We start from the raw sequence: 20,482 nt of genomic DNA, 5'->3' as shown, positions 1-20,482 counted from the left end.
TTTTCTTACCTCTCTTTTATACTTCTTCGGGAACCGGATCCCGTTTTGCACCTGCCATGTAGAGACCGAGTTCTTCGACAGAAACGGTTTTCGGATCCAGCTGGCCGACCAGCTCTCCTTCGTACATAACAAGAATACGGTCGGAAACATCCATAACCTCATCCAGTTCCAGAGAAACCAGAAGAACGGCTTTTCCCTTGTCGCGCTGTGCAACGAGCTGGCTGTGAATGTATTGGATGGCTCCGACATCAAGACCACGGGTAGGCTGTACCGCAACGAGAAGATCAGGATCTTTGTCGATCTCACGCGCGATGATCGCTTTCTGCTGGTTTCCGCCGGACATGCTGCGGGTGATGGTCACAGGACCCTGGCCGCTGCGGACATCGTACTGCTCGATCAGACGCTCGGCATATTCGCGCACGGCTTTTGATTTGATAAAGCCGAAGGATTCAAATTCCGGCTGCCAGTAACGCTGCAGCACCATGTTCTGCTCGATGGAGTAATCCAGCACGAGGCCGTGTTTATGGCGGTCCTCCGGGATGTGGCTCATGCCCATCTTGGAGCGGTCGCGGATGGAAGCTTTCGTGATGTCCTGTCCGTTGAACAGAATTTTACCGCCGGATACTTTTTCCAGTCCCGTGAGGCCCTGAACGAACTCGGACTGGCCGTTTCCATCGATACCTGCGATGCAGACAATCTCGCCTTTTCTTACATTAAAGGAAACATCTTTGACGGCGTTGTTTCCGTGCACCTTGCTCGGTACGGTCATGTGCTCTACTTTCAGAACGGTGTCGCCCGGTTTTGACGGCTTTTTGTTGACGGAGAAGCTGACGTTTCTTCCGACCATCATGCGGGAGAGCTCTTCTTTGGAAGTTTCGCTGATGTTGACGGTTCCGATGTATTTTCCTTTGCGGAGAATCGTACAGCGGTCGGCAACTTCCATGATCTCGTTGAGTTTATGGGTGATGAAGAGGATGGATTTTCCTTCTTTTGCGAGGTTCTTCATGATCTTCATCAGCTCGTCGATTTCCTGCGGCGTCAGAACCGCGGTCGGCTCGTCGAAGATCAGGACTTCGTTGTCACGGTAGAGCATTTTCAGAATTTCGGTACGCTGCTGCATGCCGACGGTGATATCCGAGATCAGAGCGTCCGGATCGACCATCAGACCGTATTTCTCGCTCAGTTCCATGACTTTTGCACGGGCATTCTTTTTCTCGAGGAAAAGGCCTTTGGTCGGCTCTACGCCGAGGATGATGTTGTCGAGAACCGAGAAACATTCGACCAGCTTAAAGTGCTGGTGCACCATACCGATGTTGAGATCATTGGCGTCGTTCGGCGTGTTGATATGGACTTCCTGCCCATTCTTCTTGATGATTCCGGAGGTAGGCTGATACAGACCAAAAAGAATACTCATCAGGGTTGATTTTCCTGCACCGTTTTCTCCAAGCAGAGCATGGATTTCTCCTTTTTTGAGCTGTAACGTAATGTTGTCGTTCGCCTTGATACCCGGGAATTCTTTGGTGATGTTCAACATCTCAATAATGTACTCATTTTCCATATACATATTCCCTTTCAAGCGTGGTTTTGCAGGACTGCCGAAGGCATGGAAAACAGGGCAGAACTGCGGGCTTTCATTATGTCTAGTATAGCATTTTGTGTGACAGAAAAAAAGGGGAAGAGAAATAATATTCTCTTCCCCAAAAGGCATATTGTTACAGAAACAGTATGCACATTAGCTGATGTAATCAACGGTTACGTGAGAACCTACTTCCGGCTGATTTTCTGTATCGCTGGAGATTTCGATGGAACCATCGCGGATACCAGCCAGTACAGTTTCATACTGATCCTGTGTGAAGGTTGTGAATCCCCAGGATTCGGAATCGGTAGGAAGGCCGATGTAATCTCCGTCTTTCAGTCCAAGCTGCTGAGCAGTTCCGCCAAGTTCAGAGAAGTTTCCGCTGAAGTAGGAATCCAGAGCGTTGTTGATGGCGCTTGGAAGACCTTTCATAGCGGAAGTCAGGCAGCGCTCGCCGATTTTGGAACGCTGGTCAACGTCTACACCAATAACTTTTCCGTCGTGTGTCTCAGCTGCATCCAGAGCAGATGTCCAGATACCGCCGCCGCAGGCGAATACAACCTGTGTTCCGTCTGCATACCAGCCCTCCATACGGGCGGTGATGGAGTCATCGCCGTAGAACTGGCCGCCATAGTAATATTTTACGTTTACATCTACACCGTCTTCTTCAGCAGCAGCGTTGATACCCTGTACATAACCGTAACCGAAACGGATAACGGCCGGAACAGCGATACCGCCGAGGAAACCAAGGCTTGTGTAGCCGTCTTTTACTGCAGCGTATCCAGCCAGGTAGCCGGCCTGCTCTTCTTCGAAGGAGCAGATGTACACGTTCTTTCCGAGATCAACAGCTTTGCCGTTTTTTACAATATCACCTTCGGTAACATCGACTGCGATGAAGGTTACATCCGGATAGGTGTCCTGCTCTTCAGCGATGGCAGGTCCGAACAGGTAACCTGGCATTACAACAACGGTAGCACCCTCGGAAACAGCAAGATCGATGGAGTTGATACGCTCTTCATCGGTATCCTCTGCCGGTTTGTAGTACTCGTACTCTACGCCGTTTGCATCGCCGTAGGCGCATACAGTTTCCCAGGTGATCTGGTTGAAGGATTCGTCGGTGATATCTCCGGAGTCTGTGATCATGGCAATTTTCTCACCTGCGGCGTCTTTTTTTTCTCCATCTGTGGAAGCAGAAGCGGAAGTTGCGCTGGTGGAATCGGCGCCTGTGGATGCGTCGGAGGAAGAGGATCCGTTGGAGGAACCGCATCCTGCGAGTGCAGCAGTTGTCATGGCGGCTGCAAGCAGTAAGCTAACTACTTTCTTTTTCATAATAGTATTCTCCTTTCAAGAGGTACAGCGTTTTTGCGTGTATGGCTACATTATAATATAGAAGAAAAAAGTATGTCAAGCAAAGGAAAAACTGCGTGAAATCCACTAATTATCTGCATGCGAGCCGGAAATTCTTCGGATAATGGCGTTGGATCTTGCATAAATTTCTTCCGGGTCAAAGCCGATATGGAATTCGCCGTTTTCGTAGAGGATTTGACCGTTTACCATGGTAAGCTTTACGTTCTGTTTGCTGCCGCTGTAAACGAGGTTTTTGATCAGATTATTCTCCGGCTGCATGTTCGGCTGATGGAGGTCAATCATGACGAGATCGGCCTTTTTGCCGGCAGCGAGACGGTCGCAGTCAGTAAGCTGCATGGCGTGCGCGCCGCCTGCGGTTGCCATGTAGAGAATGGCGTCGGCCGGGATTCCTGCGGCATCCATCTCGCGGACTTTGGAAAGGCCGGTGGTCAGGAACATTTCGCGGAACATATCGAGGCAGTTGTTACTGGCCGGCCCGTCAGTGCCGATGGCGAGGTTGATGCCGTTATCGTAAAAACGCTTCAGCGGGCAGATGCCGGAGGCGAGCTTCAGGTTTGAGGAGGGATTGGTAACGGCCGTCAGTTTCCGGTCACGGAAGATCTCAAAATCGCGGTCCTCCATCCAGATGCAGTGGTAGCCGCCGCCTCCGTACTGGAACATGCCTAAGCGTTCCATCAGCTGTGTCGGGGTGAGTCCCCAGCGCTCTTTACAGCCCTCGACTTCGCTTTTTGTTTCGGCGTTGTGTGTCCAGACAGGGGAATGGTATTTTTCGGCGAGTTTGGCAACGGATTCAAGAAGCGGGCCGCCGGTCGTATATTCGGCGTGGAAACCGAGCAGATACGAGGTGCGGTCGGAGAGTTTGTTGACATAGTTATACATCTCTTCGAGAATTTCCGGGCTGTCGACGAAGTTGTTGAGACCGCTGGTAAGAACGGTGCGGAATCCGGTGTCGACCGTGGCAGCGATGCTGTTTTTCTGCTGGATGTACATGTCGAAATTGGAGGTGATGCCGCTCGTCAGATATTCCATGATGCCGAGGATATTGAGCCAGTAAACGTCGTCCCCGGCGAGCTTTGCCTCGTTCGGGAAGACCTGGCGCTCGAGCCATTCGTGGAGCGGGAGATCGTCCGCGTAGGAGCGGAGGAAGGTCATCGGGGTGTGCGTGTGTGCGTTTTTAAAGCCCGGGATCAGAAGATTGCCGCGGGCGTCAATTTCGCGGTCGAAGACAGGGGTCTCTGCGGCATCTGGATCTGCTTTTCTACCAGGTCCGATATAGGTGATGGTGTCGCCGGTGACATGAAGTTCGTCTTCGGCGATGGAAAAATGGTTTTCAGCGTCGAGTACGAGAATTTTGGCGTTGTAAAAACGTGTATTCAAAAAAGATCTCTCCTTTATTTTACGTGCTGTTTACAGTGTCTTTGCGATGCCCTGAATCGTTGCGGCAACGAGTTTTTTGAACTGCGGTGCAACCATGTCAGCTGCCTCCTGAACTTCCGCATGGCACAGAGGCTGCGGGGAGATGCCGGCGGCAAGATTGGTAATGCAGGAAATACCGATGACGCGCATGCCCATATGGCGTGCAGCGATGGCTTCGCAGGCGGTGCTCATGCCGACCGCGTCTGCGCCGAGGGTGCGGCACATGGCGATTTCCTGCGGGGACTCGTACTGCGGGCCGGTGAGCTGCAGATAAACGCCTTCCATCAGGTCGATATCAAGGCAGGCTGCGGCTTTCCGTGCGATTTTCTGGAATTCAAGGTCGTAGATCTGGCTCATATCCGGGAAACGGGTGCCGAGCTCGTCGATGTTCGGCCCGATAAGCGGAGATGGAACGAAGCAGGCGATCTGGCCGTTTAACAGCATCAGAGAGCCTGGTTTTGTGCCCTGTTTGATGCCGCCGGCGGCGTTGGTTAAGAACAGTGCTTTTGCGCCCATCAGCTTCATGAGGCGGGTCGGGAGAACGACGTCGGTCATCGGATAGCCTTCATAATAATGAACGCGGCCCTGCATGCAGACAACCGGCACATCGCCGACGTAGCCGAAGATAAAACGGCCCGCGTGGCCCGGAACAGTGGAAACCGGGAAGCCTTCGATATCGTGGTAATCGAGGGTTGCGGTAACGCGGATATCATTCGCAAAATCACCGAGGCCGGAACCGAGAATCAGTGCGACTTCCGGCTGGAAATCGATCTGGGAGCGGAAGCTCTCGTAGCATTTCATCAGTTTTTCGTAAACAGGGTTTGGGGTGTTGCTCATAGGAAAAACCTCCTTAATATAAATGATTTTCTGCTTTTTGAGTCTTTTTTCGGCTATTTTTAGGGAAGAAAAGCCTGCCACAGAGATGTGAGTCCCGGAGGCAGGCTTTTCTTTTAGAAAAAAGATCATCTGGTAGTTCTATTGTAGTATAGAAAGCGCGGAAAAGCAATGATTTCAGTCATCAAAAATATTCAGATGCTGTTTCATGATATTTCCCAGCCATTCAATGACCGGACCGAGGGTAATAACCATCAGCACGGTAACAATGCCGAGTTTTCCGCCGAGCAGAACGGCGATCGCGGTGACAACGAAGTCGTAGACGATGCGGATCACACGGAACGAAACGTTCGGCAGGTGGGTGGAGATAATGAAGGATACTGCGTCGTACGGTGCAGTTCCCATATCAACATCCATATAGAAGGATGCGGCAAGGATAAACAGGATCAGCGCCGGGATCAGCACGGCGATTCGCACACCCATCGAGGTGAAGAGGTCTGCCGGAAGGACTTTCGCCCAGATCCAGGAGAAAAAGTCGATGGAATATCCCACGAGAAACATGTTTGCGAGGGTTCCGAAGCCTAAGTTTCTGCCGCCGAAAATGATAACGAAGATGAGCAGGACGGTATTGAAGAGCGCCTGCCAGTTTCCGATGCTGATGCCGAGGCGGGTGGAGATGGTCTGGTTTAACAAGGTACACGGATCGGTGCCGAGATCGACGAGAAGCAGCCATGAGAGCGCAAAGCCCATCAGGATGACGGCAGCGATGACCAGAATCAGGCGGGTCCAGAAATGTTTCTTCTGGTAGAAGCCCTGGATGATTTCTTTCATAGTATGAGTTCCTCCCTGTGATTTATGCTTGGTTTTTCACCTTTTCGGGCGGATTTTCTACGCATTTCCTTCGAAATTTTTCAATCGTCTTTCCAACACGTTTTTCGCCCTTCTTTCCAGAAAAATCTCCGCCGTTTTTTGGCGGAGATTTGACCGTTTCTGTTATTTTAGTATATTTTTTCCAAAATGTAAACTATTTTCTTTTGATGATGTCAACTTAATGTTCACAAAATGATGAATAATAAATGAACATAAATTAACACAAAACATAAAATTGAAAAAACACGTTCATTAACAAATTAACGAAATGAACATGTAAGCTGAATGAAATTTGTGCATTTTACAATGTGTCCACGCGAGACGGACAGAGCCTTGAAAAGAACTACAATATACGGATATACGAATTAACGCCATAAACAGAAACCAAAGTTATAGAACCAGCTCCACGTTTTTACAGAAGACTTCGCGGTATAACTGTTCGCGTTCCACGGTGATCAGCCGCCCGGCTTCCTGCTGGAGCTGTTCACTGTCGAAGAGCTGTACGAGATCCGGATTGAACATGCGGCCTGCGTTGCAGTGAAGATCCGCAAGCATATCGGCAAAGTTCTTGCAGGAGCTGTAGGCACGTCCGACGGAATCGGTTGCCGCATCGAGACAATCGGCGCAGGTGAGGATCTGGTAGAGAATGGCGTTGTCGTTGCCTTTATAGGTATACTCGCGCGGATAGCCGCCTTTTTCGTCGTACCAGAGATGGTGGTAGAGCGCCGCCTCGGCGTATGGTCTTGTGGAATCCCATTTGCTGAGGAGCTCATAGCCCATCTGTGGGTGGAGACGGATCAGATCAAAGAGAAAAAGTACATTGCATCATTGGAACCGTATATTGGAGATATTCTACTGGTTGGAATTAATTATGATAAAAAGACCAAAAAGAATGAATGCCTGATAGAAAAGGCGTAAATGAATAAAAAGGCAAGGCAGCATATCACAGGAAATCCTGAGGCATGCTGCCTTATTTTGTCAGGCATATCAATAATTGGTTCAAAAAGGATACGTTAGAATACCACTACCAGAAGCATCTTATACTGCTCTTTGCCATACACTGCATGCGGATGTTTTGCCGGCATGACGATGGATTCGCCTTCGTGGAGTTCGTATTTTACGCCGTCGATGGTGATTTCACCGGTTCCGTCGAGGCAGGTGACGAAGGCGTCGCCGCCGGACTCGTGGGTGCTGATTTCTTCGCCTTTGTCGAAGGCAAATAAGGTGATGCTGACGGATTCATTCTGTACCAGTGTTTTGCTGACGATCTGGCCTTCCTGGTAGGAAACCTGATCTTTTAAGACCATAACCTTGGCTTTATTGATATTTTTCATGATGCTCATAGTTCATAAATCTCCGTGATAGAATGAGAACGTGTCTGAAAAAATTCCCAGGCACGTTCTAAAAATGTGTGATTAAGATGAGATGACTCATCAGTGTCGGGCGTGTATAGAAATGGAATCTGAGGTCCGTTTTCTGATATGCCCAAATTCAAAGATATTTTTGTCTGAACATATACAGTATACGTGGAAAAATGAAAGAAAGCAAGGGGTTTTCTTTATTTCCCGAAAAACAATTCCATATCGTTTTCAACGGTATCGATTCCGGCGATGCCGAAGTTTTCAACGAGAAGAGCTGCAACATTTGGGCTTAAAAATGCCGGAAGTGTCGGGCCGAGGTGGATGTTCTTGACACCGAGCGACAGCAGTGCCAGAAGAACAATCACAGCTTTCTGCTCGTACCAGGAAATATTGTAGATGATCGGCAGATCGTTGATATCGTCGAGGCCGAAGACCTCCTTTAATTTCAGTGCAATCACGGCAAGAGAGTAGGAATCATTGCACTGGCCGGCATCGAGGACGCGCGGAATGCCGTTGATGTCGCCGAGGTTCAGCTTGTTGTATTTGTATTTTGCACAGCCGGCGGTCAGAATCACGGTGTCTTTCGGCAGTGCCTGTGCAAAATCAGAGTAATAGCTGCGGCTCTTTGCACGGCCGTCACATCCAGCCATGACAACGAATTTTTTGATCGCGCCGGATTTCACGGCATCGACGATCTGGTCTGCCAGGGCGAGTACCTGTGCATGGGCGAAGCCTCCGACAATGGTTCCCTGCTCGAGTTCCGTCGGCGGTGCGCAGTGCTTTGCCTGTTCGATGAGCAGAGAGAAATCTTTTGTCTCACCGATGACGCCGTCGATGTGCGGGCATCCCGGATAACGAACCGCTCCGGTTGTGTAAATACGGTTTTTGTAGCTGTCCTTCGGCGGCACGATACAGTTCGTCGTCATCAGAATCGGGCCGTTGAAGGCTTCAAAATCTTCTTTCTGTTTCCACCAGGCGTTACCATAATTTCCCTTAAAATGTTCATATTTTTTGAACGCCGGATAGTAGTGTGCAGGCAGCATTTCGGAGTGGGTGTAAACATCGATGCCGGTGTTCACGGTCTGCTCGAGCAGCATCTCGAGGTCGCGCAGATCATGGCCGGAGACGAGAATACCCGGGCGGGTGCCGACACTGAGATCGACGGTGGTGATCTCCGGATTGCCGTAAGCGGAAGTATTGGCCTCATCGAGCAGTGCCATTCCCTGCACGCCGTAGGAGCCGGTCTCGAGTGCGAGAGCCGTCAGTTCCTCTGCGGAGAGGGAATCGTCGAGCGTTGCGGCGAGAGCACGCTGCAGGAAGGCATCGATTTCCTCGTTTTCTTTTAAGAGAACATTGGCATGGCTGGTGTACGCGGCAAGTCCTTTCAGACCGTAGGTGATGAGCTCGCGTAAAGAGCGGATGTCCTCATTTTCCGTGGAAAGTACGCCGACGGTAACCGCTTTTGCGGCAAACTCATCGGTTGTGCCGTTCCAGAGGGCGGCTTCCGGCAGAGCGGAGCAGTCGGCAAGCTGAGCGAGAAGCGCTTTGGTCTCAAGCGTTGCCTCAATTCGTGCGCGGATCGTATCATCATCAAAGTTCACGTTTGTGATGGTCGTAAACAGGTTTTCGGTGATGAGATGATTGACGCTGGCATCGACGGTTTTTCCTTCGCGGCGGAGCTGTGTCGTCACGGCGGAAAGTCCTTTCGTCGTCCAGATCAGCAGATCCTGCAGCGCCGCTGTCTCCGGGCGCTTTCCACAGACACCGGATTTTGTACAGCCGGAGCAGCCGGCAGTTTCCTGACACTGGTAGCAAAACATGTTCTGTTCCATAAAATAGTTCCTCCTGTAGGGTATTTCCGAGGGGTTAAGCGCAGAGGGAAAAACAGATCTGCGCGGAGTTTCATAATTTACACGTACAGAATATCGGATATAACAGGAAAAGTATGTGGTTATAACCACGGAAAAATACTTTTTGTGTATATTCGTTTATGAAAAATAAGCATTTGAAACGATGAAACGGTAAAAAATTTACGCTGCGGTACCGCCTAGAGAGACGGATGACGCAGCGTAAATTTGTTTTTATGAAATTCGAGGATTCCCTCTTTCTGCATTTTTCCGAGTTCTTTGGAGAGGGCGCTCCGGTCGAGGTTCAGGTAGTCGGCGAGGCCCTGGCGGTCGAAGGGGATCGTAAAGGTGTCGGCGCTGGTTTTGGCAGACTGCGCGGCGAGGTAGACCAGCACGCGCTCGCGGATCGTCTTTGGTGTAGTGCAGAAAATGCGGTTGGAGAGGGTAAGATTTTTCTGCATGGAGATGCGGAGCATATTACTGCGAAGCTGGGACAGCCATGCATCATCACCATCGGCGGTCTGGTCGAGGTTTCGAAGATTGAAAAAGAGAACCGTCGAGGCTTCGGCTGCCGTGACATTCACCATCATCGGCTCCCGACAGAAGGCATACGTTTCGGCAAATACCTGGCCGGGGGTGATCTTGCTTAAGATACTGCGGTTGCCCCAGAGATCCGTATTCTCCACGAAAACGCTGCCGGACAGCACAATCCCCAGTTCGGACACGCGGTCACCCATGTGATAAATGGTCTGGTTTTTCTCAAACGAACACGTCCGCAGCCACCCGCTCGAAACAAGAGCCGTCCGCCCGGTTTCCGAGATGCCATGAAAGAGCGGGAGAGAAAACACCTCGGCCGGAAAAACAGCATCAGCCAATGATTTCATACTGCAGCATCTCGTATTTCAAAATACTGCCCTCCATAATTTCCGGCGGCAGCAGCGCGCGGGCAACCAGTTTCATTTCATTGTCCTCCGGTTCGATGTCATTGCGGCGTAAATGCGCGTAATCACCATCGATGGCGACTACCTCGTAGGTGCAGGATAACATAAGAAAACAACCTCCTTTTTCTTTACATGATACCTATTATACCGTGTGCAGAAACGGATGTCGATGGAATTTTTAATGTCGGAAACAAAAGTCTATGCTATACTTACAGCAGGGTATGACAGAAAAGAAAGGATGGAAGGTAGGATCCTGGGGGAAGAACTTGGACTGGAAGTCTGCTCGGTGCTGAGAAAAATCCGGGAAGATATGTAGCTCATTATCATCAGCGGCTATGCGGAATTTTCTTATATAATAGGAAAGTTCGACATCTGCTCAGAGAAATCCCTAAACATGTGGAGGATAAAAAAACTGATTTTCTAACAGAGCTTCTGCCATGGTCCAAGTCTTTACCAGAACATATCGGGAAGCTCAGACAGCAATAAGATTTCACCAGCTAACAGAGGATTTTTCTTTACACAATAACTCCATATAATTACCGGAATCAGACAAAGCCGAAAAAAGAAAGAAGATTAGGAACCGTAATAATTCTATTCAAATTTTCTTCCTGATTCACTTCACTCTGCATGTACGGTCACCTTACTTTCCTTTTTTTTTAGACATAAACCAATAAAATATAACACAAAATGCTAAAGCAAACACAACACCAAAAACATTTTGAATCACTCTAAGACTAACCGCTCCTTGTAGTCCATAAGTCTCTGCTGCAATGGCTAAAGCACCAAATGTGTTAAATACTGCCTGCCAGCCATATTGTGCTGAAAATCCTACACCGATTCCACCAAGAATTCCTATATATGCATAGATTGACGAAGGAAGCAGAAAATATAATACTGTAAAACATATAACACCTGCAATATTTCCGACAATCCTTTTACGGACTCTGTAGTGCATATCTTCCATAAACGGCAAAATCGTGGACATGGCCGCAATACCAGCCCACATTGCACGTGGCATATTACAAAGTTCTGCAATGCAAAGGACAATCGGTACGCATAAAATCTGACATATCTGCCATTTTGTTCTGGAAGAAGTGATATCAAATTCTTGTATCAGATCTTTCAGATTTCTTTTATAGGTTCTGTTTTTATGATTTCGATAAAATACGAAGCAGGTAAGTGCTGCACCTAAAGCCATTCCGACTAATCGCATCTGATAGCTTTTTCCCGTAACATCATAACCATATAGCAGTAGATACCCAAGAACCAATGTAGATTGATTAAACATGAATGGATTATGGCATCCGAACAGAATCAACACAGCCAGTGCCGCAATATTTAACAGCATTCCCAATACCGGTGAAAACTGATTTGCTAAATGCGGACATACAGTCATAATTACAAAGAACAAAGCCAAAAGCATCGTAGATTGTCCGGTGTGGATCCCCAGATCCGCATTTCTAAACACCATGAGACATAATAAGACTACTACACCTACAATGCTGTTCTCATTTCCAAATAGGATACTGAAAATACTAACAAAGCAAAAACAAAATGCCATTGTAGCAGCTATCTTCACCAGATATACCCACATATGATATGATTTTTCTTTTAGTGTTTCACTCTTTTTCAACAGGTTTTTAGAACCTGCCTGATTTAACTGCAACTCCTGATAAAATGTCATGTAATTCCTCCTCTATCTGTTTTTCTTAAACTTATATGGCCTTATCTTTCTGGATTGGAAGCTCTACAACAAATCTGCATCCACCATATTCACGGTTTTCTGCTTTGATTGTTCCTCCGGCACTATCTACAATCCGTTTTACAAGTGCAAGACCTAGGCCATTTCCTTCTGCTTTATGAGATCCATCTACCTGATAGAACTTGTCAAATATTCTGGATTTTACATCATCCTCTATTCCTGGTCCTTCATCTTCCAGAATGAACTTAACAGAATCCTGTTCTTGTTTCAGAAACATCGTAATTGTCCCCTTTGAAGGACTGAACTTAATCGCATTATCCAAAAGATTTATCCAGATATGCATAAAAAGTCCTTCATTCCCAGTATATTTAACTTCCTCCAATTCTACCTGAAAACCAATTTCTTTTTCTGTCCATTTTGTTTCCAATGAAAGAAATGCCTGGCGGATCTGTTCATCCAGACGATATTCTTTTTTTTTCATTGGTATATTCTGATTCTCTAACTTGGATAACAGCAAAATATTACCAACCAATCCGGAAAGTCTTTGGGTGTTAAATAAGATTTTTTCTACATATTCCTCTTGATCCGGAGACAGTTCTTCTCCCTGAAGCAGCATTGTATATCCTTCAATGGCATTAATCGGGGTCTTAAACTCATGAGAAACATCAGATACAAAATCCATCTGCAGCACCTCTGTTGCACGAAGTTCTTTTGTCATAACGTTAAAACTTTGATAAGATTCTCCAACTTCTGCTATACGGCTGTTCGTTTCCAAATGCTGTTCAAAATCTCCCTGAGAAACTTCCTTCATTGCTTTACTAAGTCTGGTAATTGGTTCCAGTAACTTTGCATTAATAAAGGAAGTGATCAGCCCGGCAATCAATGTATTGAAAATCAAAAGCCAGCCAAGTACAGATATGCTGCCCGGCAGATTAAAAAAATGATTCAAAAAAGCAAATAATAAAGCAGATATGACTGTTGAAAATACAAGTGCCAGCCAGATTGCACCAGTCAGACAGGATCGGATCCGCAATCCTTTTTCTTTCTTTTGTTCCATTATTTTTTCACCACCTTGTATCCAATTCCACGCATTGTTACGATTTCAAAATCAGGGTTATCTTTAAAACGCTCTCTGATTCTTCCTATATGTACCTCTATCGTATGTGGGTCTGCCTCCGTCTCGTATCCCCATACTTCATCCATCAACTGTTGTTTTGTAAATGTTCTGCCTGGCGAAGCTGCAAGCTTATATAAAAGCAGGAATTCTTTTTTAGGCAAAACAAGACTTTCCTTATCAGTTGTAACCGTCATTGCATCATAATCAAACTCTGTTGAACCGATCACAATTTTGTGTTCATTCAGTATCTGTGCACGGCGAAGCAGTGCTCCAACTCTTAAAACCATTTCATTCACATTTACCGGTTTTACCATATAATCGTCACTTCCCGAAAGAAATCCCTGGCGCATATCATCAAAGGAACCTTTCGCAGTGATCATAAGTACCGGTATCTGATATCCTGCTGAACGGAGTTCCGACACCAGTTCATAACCATCCATAACCGGCATCATAATATCGGAAATGATCAGATCAATATACTCTTTATCCAATATTTCTAATGCCAGTGCTCCATCCGATGCACTTTTGACCTGATATCCATTCTTCTCAAGCACTTTTTGGAATAGCTGGCTTAATTCTTTATCATCTTCTACAATCAATATTTGAAACACGTTTTCCTTCCTCCTTATTAAAACAGATACCTTGCCCATCCAAGCAGATGCTGTACCAAAAATATTTTTCTCTGACGTTTCTTTGTTAATTCGATTGGCTCTACATGATATGGATCACGATAGGTTCCATCTTCCAATACCTGTCGGGACACTCTTTCATATTCCATCATGCCTTCTTCCAACTGTTTATTAATCTCTTTGCTACGTATTACAAGCATCAGTTCCGTATCCAGATACGTGCTTCTCATATCCATGTTAAAGGAACCGATTACGGATAGATCATCATCAATCAGGATGCTTTTTCCGTGGTAAGAATAGCCGCCTTCATACTCCCAGATATCAATTCCTGTATTTAAAATTCTGTTTCTGTTTCTCGCATAATCAGCAGAACCAAACGGATTTCCATTGTTGGCAACCGAATTGGTCATGATAGAAAAATCCGGAACTCTCTCCGCAATCTCTTTCCATGTATTATACATCATATCATTGCAAATAATATATGGTGTATGAATTTTCACGCGCTCTTTTGCATTTTTCATTAGTTCTCCCAGTTGATACCAGACTACTGGTTCCTTGGAACCTGTGTGGATAGGATTTGACACTAATGCAATCTTTTCTGTCTCAAAAGTTTCGTCCGTGTAATCGGTATCGCAGATTCTTTCCTTATTCTCTTCAAAATATTTCTGATAGCCGTTCTGCAGCTCTAAAACTGCGTTCTTTACAGATTTTCTATTTGCCAGTTTTTTATTGTCATGAAAATAACCACTGTCTTCTTGTTCCCATATCGTTTCAAAATACTCTAACAACTGGTTAACTGAATTTTCTTTCTCAGGTTCATCGCAAACCACTAACACGTCTCTGTCATAGTTCTTATGTCCCGGAAAATCACCCAGGAAATAATTGTATGTATTTCTTCCCCCAAGAATATATCTCTTTCCATCTGCAATCAAATATTTATCATGCATTCTACCCATCATTTTCCACGGTTTCAACGGATTGGCCTTATTATATAGTTTAATTTCAACATTCTCATGGGAAGATAATCCATAGAAATACGGATTTCCTTCCATATCAATCCAGCTCTCCATTCCATCTACTAACAGACGAATATGTACACCCCTGTCTGCCGCATCATGCAGTGCTCCTAAAATCAATTTTCCACTTTCATCGGATTGAAATGCAAAAGTAGAAAGAATAATTTCCTTTTTTGCATTCTTGATCAAACGCACTCTTTGTAAAAGCGCTTCTGGATTCTTTTCTATGATTACTGCCCGTTCTGTATTTTCACTGCATTCGTTCCATGACCCATTTTTTGTTTCTTTTTTGGTTGTATTGGACACTTCCGGCTGCTTTTTATATGCAACGTGGATTCCGAGCAATTCATAAAAAGCCACACATAAAAAAATTGCCAGTATAACAAGAAGGATTTTACATATTTTATACTTTTTCATTGTACATCACCTGATTCCTTTTTATTTCATACTTATATAATACAAAGTCAATCTCAATTTAACCTCAACAAGGTTTGTTTTTTCATCCATGCAAAATCTTCTTTGTACAACAGACTGTTAGATATAGCAAAAACGGCCTTTCAAAAACAGTTAACTTCTAAATCAACTGTTTTTTGAAAGGTCGTTTCATCAGATTCTTATAGCAATCCAGCAAATAATCTCATAAATAATTGTCCCAGTCGCAAATATGCACTTCGTCCAGTTTGATATTGGTCTGTCACATCACGACATTCTCCCATCGTTCTTATCAGATCATTTTTTATTTCCACAACTGCCTGACAATCTGCCATAAAACAGCCGTTTTCAAAATGGTGATATAAACTTCGATAATCCAGATTAATTGTTCCACAAGTTGCCATACAGTCATCTGCCACACTCATTTTTGCATGACAGAAACCAGGAGTCCACTCATAAACACGAACACCATGTTTAACCAATCCATGATAAAAAGAACGAGTTATATTATAAATGAATTTTTTATCAGGGATACCAGGTGTGATAATTCTTACGTCTACCCCTCGCTTAGCAGCCAGACATAACGCATGCGTCATTTCATCTGTTATGATTAGATATGGAGTCATAAACCAACAATATTTTTCAGCTTTATTTATCATACTGATATAAACTTCTTCTCCTACTTGCTCATTATCCATAGGGCTGTCTGCATAAGGTTGAACAAACCCAGTTTGCTGTGCCGCATAATCATAGTGGAAAAGGTATTTACTAAAATCAGAATCATTAGCATCCTTATCACTTACTGCATTCCACATTTCCAAAAATGTCACCGTAAGCGACTGAACAGCATCTCCTTCTAAACGAATACCTGTATCTTTCCACTGTCCATACGGGTGTGTGTAATTAAAATATTCGTTTGCTAGATTATATCCACCTGTAAATCCGACTTTTCCATCAATAACTGTTATTTTTCTATGATCACGATTGTTCAAAAACAGATTTAAACCTGGCATAAACGGATTGAATACACGGCAATGAATTCCTATTGCCTCCATCTTTTTCACAAAATCTGTGTTAATAAAGCCTATAGAACCCATATCATCGTAGAATACTCTAACTTTCACACCTGCTTTTACTCGCTCTTCCAGAACATCTTGAATCTTATGCCATGCTTCAGCGTCTTCTATCGCATGATATTCCATAAAGATAAACTTCTGTGCTTTCCCCAAATCCTTAAGCTGTGCCTCTAATCCTTTCACTGCTTCATCAAAATACACAATATCCGTATTCTGATAGATTGGATACTGCGAATTTCTTTGTATGTAACTTGCTATATTTCCTGCTTTCGGAATTGTTTCTTTTATTCTGCTCAAACACTCCTGACTGTCCGGGAGCATTGGTAACAATTTGCTATCAATTTCTGCATATCGCTCACGCATTTTATGTGTGCCGCCATTCAAACCAATCAACAAATACAGGCCTACACCCATAATTGGGAAAATTAGAATTAAGATGACCAAAGGCATTTTCATAGAGGATGTCTTATTTGATGCGTACAATCCCAAAACCAAGATCCCACTCAAAATCCTTGTAAATAAATTTATGATTTCTGCATATTCATTCAAGCGTGTTACGATAGTAATAATAAAAATCACTTCCAGAAGAATGCAGATTATGGAAAAGCACAGCCGTTTTACCCCATTTTTTGTTTTTGCTTTGCCCTCTAAAGTATCTTGTTTCATATATATTCCACCTTCCTACTTGCTCAGTTTTCTCCCTAAATTTCGTGTAACATACCAATTTTGTCTTTTATTCTCTGCATTTCCTTATCTGCTTCAATGATAGCTCTTGCAGAATGAAGTAATTCTTCACTTATCTCATCATAGCCAGGATGAATTGACTTACGTCTGGCAATTCTTGCAGCATTTCGTTTAGGGTTTTGTGCTTCACATATTTCTGCACATACACCCAACAGGCAACGCTACTGGCTTCTGATACAATGTCAGCTATGGTTTTGCGCATAAGCTCTTCAAATTCAGCAATTTCTTCTTTCGGAACAACATCATACAGTGTTGGTGCCTGATGACTTATTTTTACTCCATTTTCATTTGCATCTTTAAGCAGATTCTTAACTTTTTCTCTTGAATCCTCCGGTACTTTCATGTACTCCCACATAAATGCTACCACATCGGCTGGCCTTATTTATATCATTTCACTCTTTTTTGAAATAGAACAACACCACAGCAACAACTCAAATCGACTTAAAATTCCAGACTATTCGCATTCAGCAAGAAATACTTCATTCCCATGATGACAAAACCTTCATCATTTCTCCAAGGCTTTTTGCTGCCATTTACAATGACGATCTTTTTGAAAGAGTCCGGGATATTACGCAGAGAATTGAACTCCTGCGTCTGTTTTTCTTCCGAAGTCATGTCATATGCAACCTGGATATAGTATCTCTGGTTTCCTTGATTCACCACAAAGTCAACCTCCAACTGCTTGCGAACACGTTTGCCCTCTTTATCCTTATCGAAGATATCCACGACACCCACATCAACATTGTAGCCACGGATCAACAGCTCGTTATAAACAATGTTCTCCATGATATGAGTAGGCTCCTGCTGTCTGAAATTCAAACGTGCATTTCTCAGTCCCAGATCCGTAAAGTAGTATTTCAGATTTGCACCGATATACTTTCTGCCCTTAATATCGTATCGGCTTGCCTTGAAAATCAAAAAGGCATCTGTCAAATAGTCGATATGCTTGGAGATGGTTTTATTAGCATAAGTCATCTGGCGCTCACTGGCAAAGGTATTGGCAATCTTTGAAGGGTTGGTCGGTGCGCCGATTGCAGATGCAAGGACATCAACCAGAATCCCAATCTCATCCACGTTCTGAATCTTATTTCTTTCAATAACATTCTTCAGATAGACATTTGCAAAGATGTTCTTCAGATAGTCCGCTTTCTGTCGTTCGCTCTGGAAACTTACGATCTGCGGCAATCCTCCGTAGATCATGTAGTCATCCCAGGCATCATCATAATCGCCGTCATAGACAGAATAAAACTCTGCAAAGGAGAGAGGGTAGATTCTAATCTCATCACCTCTGCCACGGAATTCGGTCACAATGTCGCTGGACAGGAACTTGGAATTACTTCCGGTGACATACACATCAATATTGCTCATGCGGAGCAGGCTGTTCAGCACTTCCTCAAATCGTGGCATGAACTGCACTTCATCCAAAAGGAGATAATACTTCCCGTCGTCTTTCATGGCATCCTTGATGTACTTGAAGCATACCTTGGGATCTCTTAATTCTTCGTTCTCAATACCATCCAATGCAATTTCAATAATATGATCAACATCAACGCCGTTCTCCAGTAAGTATCTCTTAAAGATGGTAAACAGCAAAAAGGATTTGCCACATCTACGAATGCCGGTAATCACCTTTATCATTCCATTATCTTTTCGCTCGATCAGCTGCTGTAGGTAAGCGTCTCTTTTAATCTCCACCGTTATATTCCCCATTTCCGTGCATCTGCACACTTTTTAGTAATGAGATTCTATCGCAGAACGACCTGAATTTCAATATGTATTCCCATTTTATGTGTATCTACACACTTTTATGTAATGTTGATAAATATATTTTCAGATTTTTTTGATTGCAGTGTCTATAATCGATTACTCCAATCGTTATTATAGGTAGACAACAAAAAGAAGATGGTTCCGATGTTTCATTAAATATGTTCGTTAGTCTTTTACGCAAAGGATTCTATCTCCTCTGCGCCCTAATGCTTTTCGGATTCAGTTCAACAAACTGGATTTTACCAATTTTCGGAGATTAAGGTTTCCGGATGTGAAAAAACTAATTTAATATTCTTCTTGGAATTCAGCAACAACATCAATGTACCTTGTTCTTTTGTCTCCATTTGCGTTGTCATGACCAATGAACGATATGGTTTGAAGCCACATTTTGTCTGAACTCGTTTTGATTGTTCATTGAAATCATAGTAACCACAAATCAGAAAATCATAATCCAATTCGCCAAATAAATAATCTTTAACTGCATTTACGGCTTCGGGCATAAGTCCTTTTCCCCAATAATCTTTACTCAAAACATATCCTAATTCTCTGCCGTAATAATCCTTGAATTCTGTCAAAGCATCTTCTAACCCATATTTTTCTATGCCAACAGTACCGATTACTTTATTGTTTTTCTTTAAGCAGATTGCAAATACTTTATCCTCACTGATAAAGGAATTCATAATACTTTGAGATTCAGCAATATTTTCATGATGTTTCCATCCTGCCATCTCCCCAACACCTTCGACAGATGCATACTCATAGAAATCCTCCAAATCTGTTTGTTTGAATGATCTAAGAATGAGCCTTTTTGTTTCTATTACTTTTCCGTCTATTCTGAAGTCAGCATTCATATTTTTACGCTCCTCATAACGTCTAATTCTCCAAACTCCGATTTCTATTTTCGTTTCCATAGCATAGTGTACTCTTTTTCACCAGTATCTTCATCCAAATCTTCACATTGAATAATGAACCCTTCTCTTTGGTAAAAAGAAATTGCTCTGGCATTCTTCTGGTATACATTTAATCGTAAGCTAACTTTTTTATCCTTAATATAATCCAATAAAAGTTTACCTATGCCACATGACTGCATTTCATCGGAGACAAAAATACCTTCGATATATTCATCATTTAGTCCTACAAATCCTTGTATCATTTTATCCACTTCAAACACATAGACTTCGGATTGTGACAGCATTTCTTTTACTAATTCATAATTACTTTTCCAGTATTGATTGGAAATAAAATAATGTGCTTTCAGATTTGTCTTTAACCATATGTCAGCGACTCTATCGATATCTCCGTTCAGCAACTTTCTAATCATAACAAATATTCTCCACAACTACATCCTTTATGCTTTTCTCTTTTTTCCATTCTATCACAAGTTCACCATTAATTATCAATTTCTTGATATTTTTTCTTTTCCCTCACTGTAAAACAGCCTCTGAGCGTTTCGTTATATAGAGGGATACAAATAAGAGCAAGATCCATCCATGTTTAACGGTATTGCCATTTGGCCTCCCGTCAACCTATGGGTTTTATCTTGATGGGGATCTCCCCATACCCTCTCAATAACAGACTTTTCACTTGTTTGGTTCAGTCATCTTGACTCCTTTCCTCCAGGATTCAGGAAATAAAAAATGCCTGCCTGGAACTTTTATAGATAGTAAAGTTCCAAACAGACATTGCTGTTTGACCATTAGCTGTAGCTAATAGAATTGAAAACTGCGCGTCGCATTCTCGTTACTTTAGCCTGCAAATAAAAAGTCAATACTAAAATTGAAGAAAG

19 protein-coding genes and 2 pseudogenes are annotated in these 20,482 nt (G+C 44.0%); all 21 read right to left on the bottom strand.

Annotation, left to right across the window (positions count from 1 at the left end; translation table 11 throughout):
- Positions 1 to 16 precede the first annotated feature (16 nt).
- The 21 genes and pseudogenes from DWY63_RS16970 to DWY63_RS16875 all read right to left on the bottom strand — a co-directional run bounded on the left by DWY63_RS16970 (position 17) and on the right by DWY63_RS16875 (position 20,017).
- Positions 17 to 1,564, bottom strand: coding sequence for an ABC transporter ATP-binding protein (locus DWY63_RS16970; protein ID WP_442857757.1), 1,548 nt, complete (start codon positions 1,562 to 1,564; stop codon positions 17 to 19).
- A gap of 168 nt (positions 1,565 to 1,732) precedes the next feature.
- Positions 1,733 to 2,905 carry a BMP family lipoprotein gene (locus DWY63_RS16965; RefSeq protein ID WP_055225931.1) on the bottom strand — a complete coding sequence of 391 codons (1,173 nt, stop codon included), beginning with the start codon at positions 2,903 to 2,905 and terminating at the stop codon, positions 1,733 to 1,735.
- A gap of 105 nt (positions 2,906 to 3,010) precedes the next feature.
- Entirely contained in the window at positions 3,011 to 4,321 is a 1,311-nt protein-coding gene (locus tag DWY63_RS16960) for an amidohydrolase family protein (RefSeq protein WP_117510622.1), read from the bottom strand.
- A 30-nt stretch (positions 4,322 to 4,351) separates the two neighbouring features.
- Entirely contained in the window at positions 4,352 to 5,197 is an 846-nt protein-coding gene (locus DWY63_RS16955; RefSeq protein WP_117510620.1) for a purine-nucleoside phosphorylase, read from the bottom strand.
- Between the two features lie 174 nt (positions 5,198 to 5,371).
- Positions 5,372 to 6,025 (bottom strand): YczE/YyaS/YitT family protein, encoded by a 654-nt coding sequence (locus tag DWY63_RS16950; RefSeq protein WP_022461580.1) that lies wholly within the window; start codon positions 6,023 to 6,025, stop codon positions 5,372 to 5,374.
- 429 nt (positions 6,026 to 6,454) lie between these two features.
- Entirely contained in the window at positions 6,455 to 6,844 is a 390-nt protein-coding gene (locus tag DWY63_RS16945; protein ID WP_117510617.1) for a hypothetical protein, read from the bottom strand.
- Positions 6,845 to 7,077: 233 nt separating this feature from the next.
- The gene (locus DWY63_RS16940) at positions 7,078 to 7,407 is read right to left on the bottom strand and encodes a cupin domain-containing protein (protein WP_022462474.1); all 330 of its coding nucleotides are present in this window, start codon (positions 7,405 to 7,407) and stop codon (positions 7,078 to 7,080) included.
- Positions 7,408 to 7,622: 215 nt separating this feature from the next.
- The gene (hcp, locus tag DWY63_RS16935; RefSeq protein WP_117802676.1) at positions 7,623 to 9,257 is read right to left on the bottom strand and encodes a hydroxylamine reductase; all 1,635 of its coding nucleotides are present in this window, start codon (positions 9,255 to 9,257) and stop codon (positions 7,623 to 7,625) included.
- Positions 9,258 to 9,472: 215 nt separating this feature from the next.
- Complete coding sequence (locus DWY63_RS16930; RefSeq protein WP_117802675.1) at positions 9,473 to 10,156, bottom strand: Crp/Fnr family transcriptional regulator; 684 nt, start codon at positions 10,154 to 10,156, stop codon at positions 9,473 to 9,475.
- Positions 10,140 to 10,319, bottom strand: coding sequence for a hypothetical protein (locus DWY63_RS16925; protein WP_055225919.1), 180 nt, complete (start codon positions 10,317 to 10,319; stop codon positions 10,140 to 10,142). The genes DWY63_RS16930 and DWY63_RS16925 overlap by 17 nt, the downstream gene beginning before the upstream one ends.
- Positions 10,320 to 10,672: 353 nt before the next feature.
- Positions 10,673 to 10,842 (bottom strand): annotated as a pseudogene (locus DWY63_RS16920) (CDP-alcohol phosphatidyltransferase family protein); the annotation flags it as partial.
- An 11-nt stretch (positions 10,843 to 10,853) separates the two neighbouring features.
- Positions 10,854 to 11,897 (bottom strand): FUSC family protein, encoded by a 1,044-nt coding sequence (locus DWY63_RS16915; protein WP_117802674.1) that lies wholly within the window; start codon positions 11,895 to 11,897, stop codon positions 10,854 to 10,856.
- A gap of 31 nt (positions 11,898 to 11,928) precedes the next feature.
- Positions 11,929 to 12,972 carry a sensor histidine kinase gene (locus tag DWY63_RS16910; protein ID WP_117802673.1) on the bottom strand — a complete coding sequence of 348 codons (1,044 nt, stop codon included), beginning with the start codon at positions 12,970 to 12,972 and terminating at the stop codon, positions 11,929 to 11,931.
- Positions 12,972 to 13,682, bottom strand: coding sequence for a response regulator transcription factor (locus DWY63_RS16905; RefSeq protein ID WP_044024695.1), 711 nt, complete (start codon positions 13,680 to 13,682; stop codon positions 12,972 to 12,974). The genes DWY63_RS16910 and DWY63_RS16905 overlap by 1 nt, the downstream gene beginning before the upstream one ends.
- Positions 13,661 to 15,094, bottom strand: a complete 1,434-nt coding sequence (locus tag DWY63_RS16900) for a phospholipase D family protein (RefSeq protein ID WP_117802672.1) — start codon at positions 15,092 to 15,094, stop codon at positions 13,661 to 13,663. Before DWY63_RS16900 ends, DWY63_RS16905 begins: the two co-directional genes overlap by 22 nt.
- A gap of 197 nt (positions 15,095 to 15,291) precedes the next feature.
- Entirely contained in the window at positions 15,292 to 16,851 is a 1,560-nt protein-coding gene (gene cls / locus DWY63_RS16895; RefSeq protein ID WP_117802671.1) for a cardiolipin synthase, read from the bottom strand.
- A 35-nt stretch (positions 16,852 to 16,886) separates the two neighbouring features.
- Positions 16,887 to 17,000: pseudogene (locus tag DWY63_RS19180) on the bottom strand (GTP pyrophosphokinase); the annotation flags it as partial.
- Entirely contained in the window at positions 16,982 to 17,272 is a 291-nt protein-coding gene (locus DWY63_RS16890) for a hypothetical protein (RefSeq protein ID WP_179964667.1), read from the bottom strand. The pseudogene DWY63_RS19180 and the gene DWY63_RS16890, both read right to left, overlap by 19 nt.
- Before the next feature lie 98 nt (positions 17,273 to 17,370).
- The gene (locus DWY63_RS16885; RefSeq protein WP_117802690.1) at positions 17,371 to 18,624 is read right to left on the bottom strand and encodes an ATP-binding protein; all 1,254 of its coding nucleotides are present in this window, start codon (positions 18,622 to 18,624) and stop codon (positions 17,371 to 17,373) included.
- A gap of 311 nt (positions 18,625 to 18,935) precedes the next feature.
- A complete protein-coding gene (locus DWY63_RS16880; RefSeq protein ID WP_243001912.1) occupies positions 18,936 to 19,607 on the bottom strand; it encodes a GNAT family N-acetyltransferase in 672 nt (223 codons plus the stop codon).
- On the bottom strand, positions 19,592 to 20,017 hold the full coding sequence (locus DWY63_RS16875) for a GNAT family N-acetyltransferase (RefSeq protein ID WP_117802670.1): 426 nt from the start codon (positions 20,015 to 20,017) through the stop codon (positions 19,592 to 19,594). Before DWY63_RS16875 ends, DWY63_RS16880 begins: the two co-directional genes overlap by 16 nt.
- Between the last annotated feature and the right edge of the window lie 465 nt (positions 20,018 to 20,482).

It is taken from the genome of Blautia sp. AF26-2 (genome assembly GCF_003460955.1).
Taxonomy (GTDB): Bacteria; Bacillota; Clostridia; order Lachnospirales; family Lachnospiraceae; genus Fusicatenibacter; species Fusicatenibacter saccharivorans.
This window is presented reverse-complemented; position numbering and strand designations above follow the sequence as displayed.

Coding starts and splice junctions, on each gene's coding strand:
- DWY63_RS16940 (WP_022462474.1), bottom strand. CDS start 7,407: ATGAGCATCATGAAAAATATCAATAAAGCCAAGGTTATGGTCTTAAAA.
- DWY63_RS16915 (WP_117802674.1), bottom strand. CDS start 11,897: ATGACATTTTATCAGGAGTTGCAGTTAAATCAGGCAGGTTCTAAAAAC.
- DWY63_RS16890 (WP_179964667.1), bottom strand. CDS start 17,272: ATGAAAGTACCGGAGGATTCAAGAGAAAAAGTTAAGAATCTGCTTAAA.
- cls (WP_117802671.1), bottom strand. CDS start 16,851: ATGAAACAAGATACTTTAGAGGGCAAAGCAAAAACAAAAAATGGGGTA.
- DWY63_RS16945 (WP_117510617.1), bottom strand. CDS start 6,844: ATGGGCTATGAGCTCCTCAGCAAATGGGATTCCACAAGACCATACGCC.
- DWY63_RS16900 (WP_117802672.1), bottom strand. CDS start 15,094: ATGAAAAAGTATAAAATATGTAAAATCCTTCTTGTTATACTGGCAATT.
- DWY63_RS16970 (WP_442857757.1), bottom strand. CDS start 1,564: ATGTATATGGAAAATGAGTACATTATTGAGATGTTGAACATCACCAAA.
- hcp (WP_117802676.1), bottom strand. CDS start 9,257: ATGGAACAGAACATGTTTTGCTACCAGTGTCAGGAAACTGCCGGCTGC.
- DWY63_RS16950 (WP_022461580.1), bottom strand. CDS start 6,025: ATGAAAGAAATCATCCAGGGCTTCTACCAGAAGAAACATTTCTGGACC.
- DWY63_RS16965 (WP_055225931.1), bottom strand. CDS start 2,905: ATGAAAAAGAAAGTAGTTAGCTTACTGCTTGCAGCCGCCATGACAACT.
- DWY63_RS16925 (WP_055225919.1), bottom strand. CDS start 10,319: ATGTTATCCTGCACCTACGAGGTAGTCGCCATCGATGGTGATTACGCG.
- DWY63_RS16880 (WP_243001912.1), bottom strand. CDS start 19,607: ATGGAAACGAAAATAGAAATCGGAGTTTGGAGAATTAGACGTTATGAG.
- DWY63_RS16905 (WP_044024695.1), bottom strand. CDS start 13,682: ATGGGCAAGGTATCTGTTTTAATAAGGAGGAAGGAAAACGTGTTTCAA.
- DWY63_RS16955 (WP_117510620.1), bottom strand. CDS start 5,197: ATGAGCAACACCCCAAACCCTGTTTACGAAAAACTGATGAAATGCTAC.
- DWY63_RS16930 (WP_117802675.1), bottom strand. CDS start 10,156: ATGAAATCATTGGCTGATGCTGTTTTTCCGGCCGAGGTGTTTTCTCTC.
- DWY63_RS16875 (WP_117802670.1), bottom strand. CDS start 20,017: ATGATTAGAAAGTTGCTGAACGGAGATATCGATAGAGTCGCTGACATA.
- DWY63_RS16910 (WP_117802673.1), bottom strand. CDS start 12,972: ATGGAACAAAAGAAAGAAAAAGGATTGCGGATCCGATCCTGTCTGACT.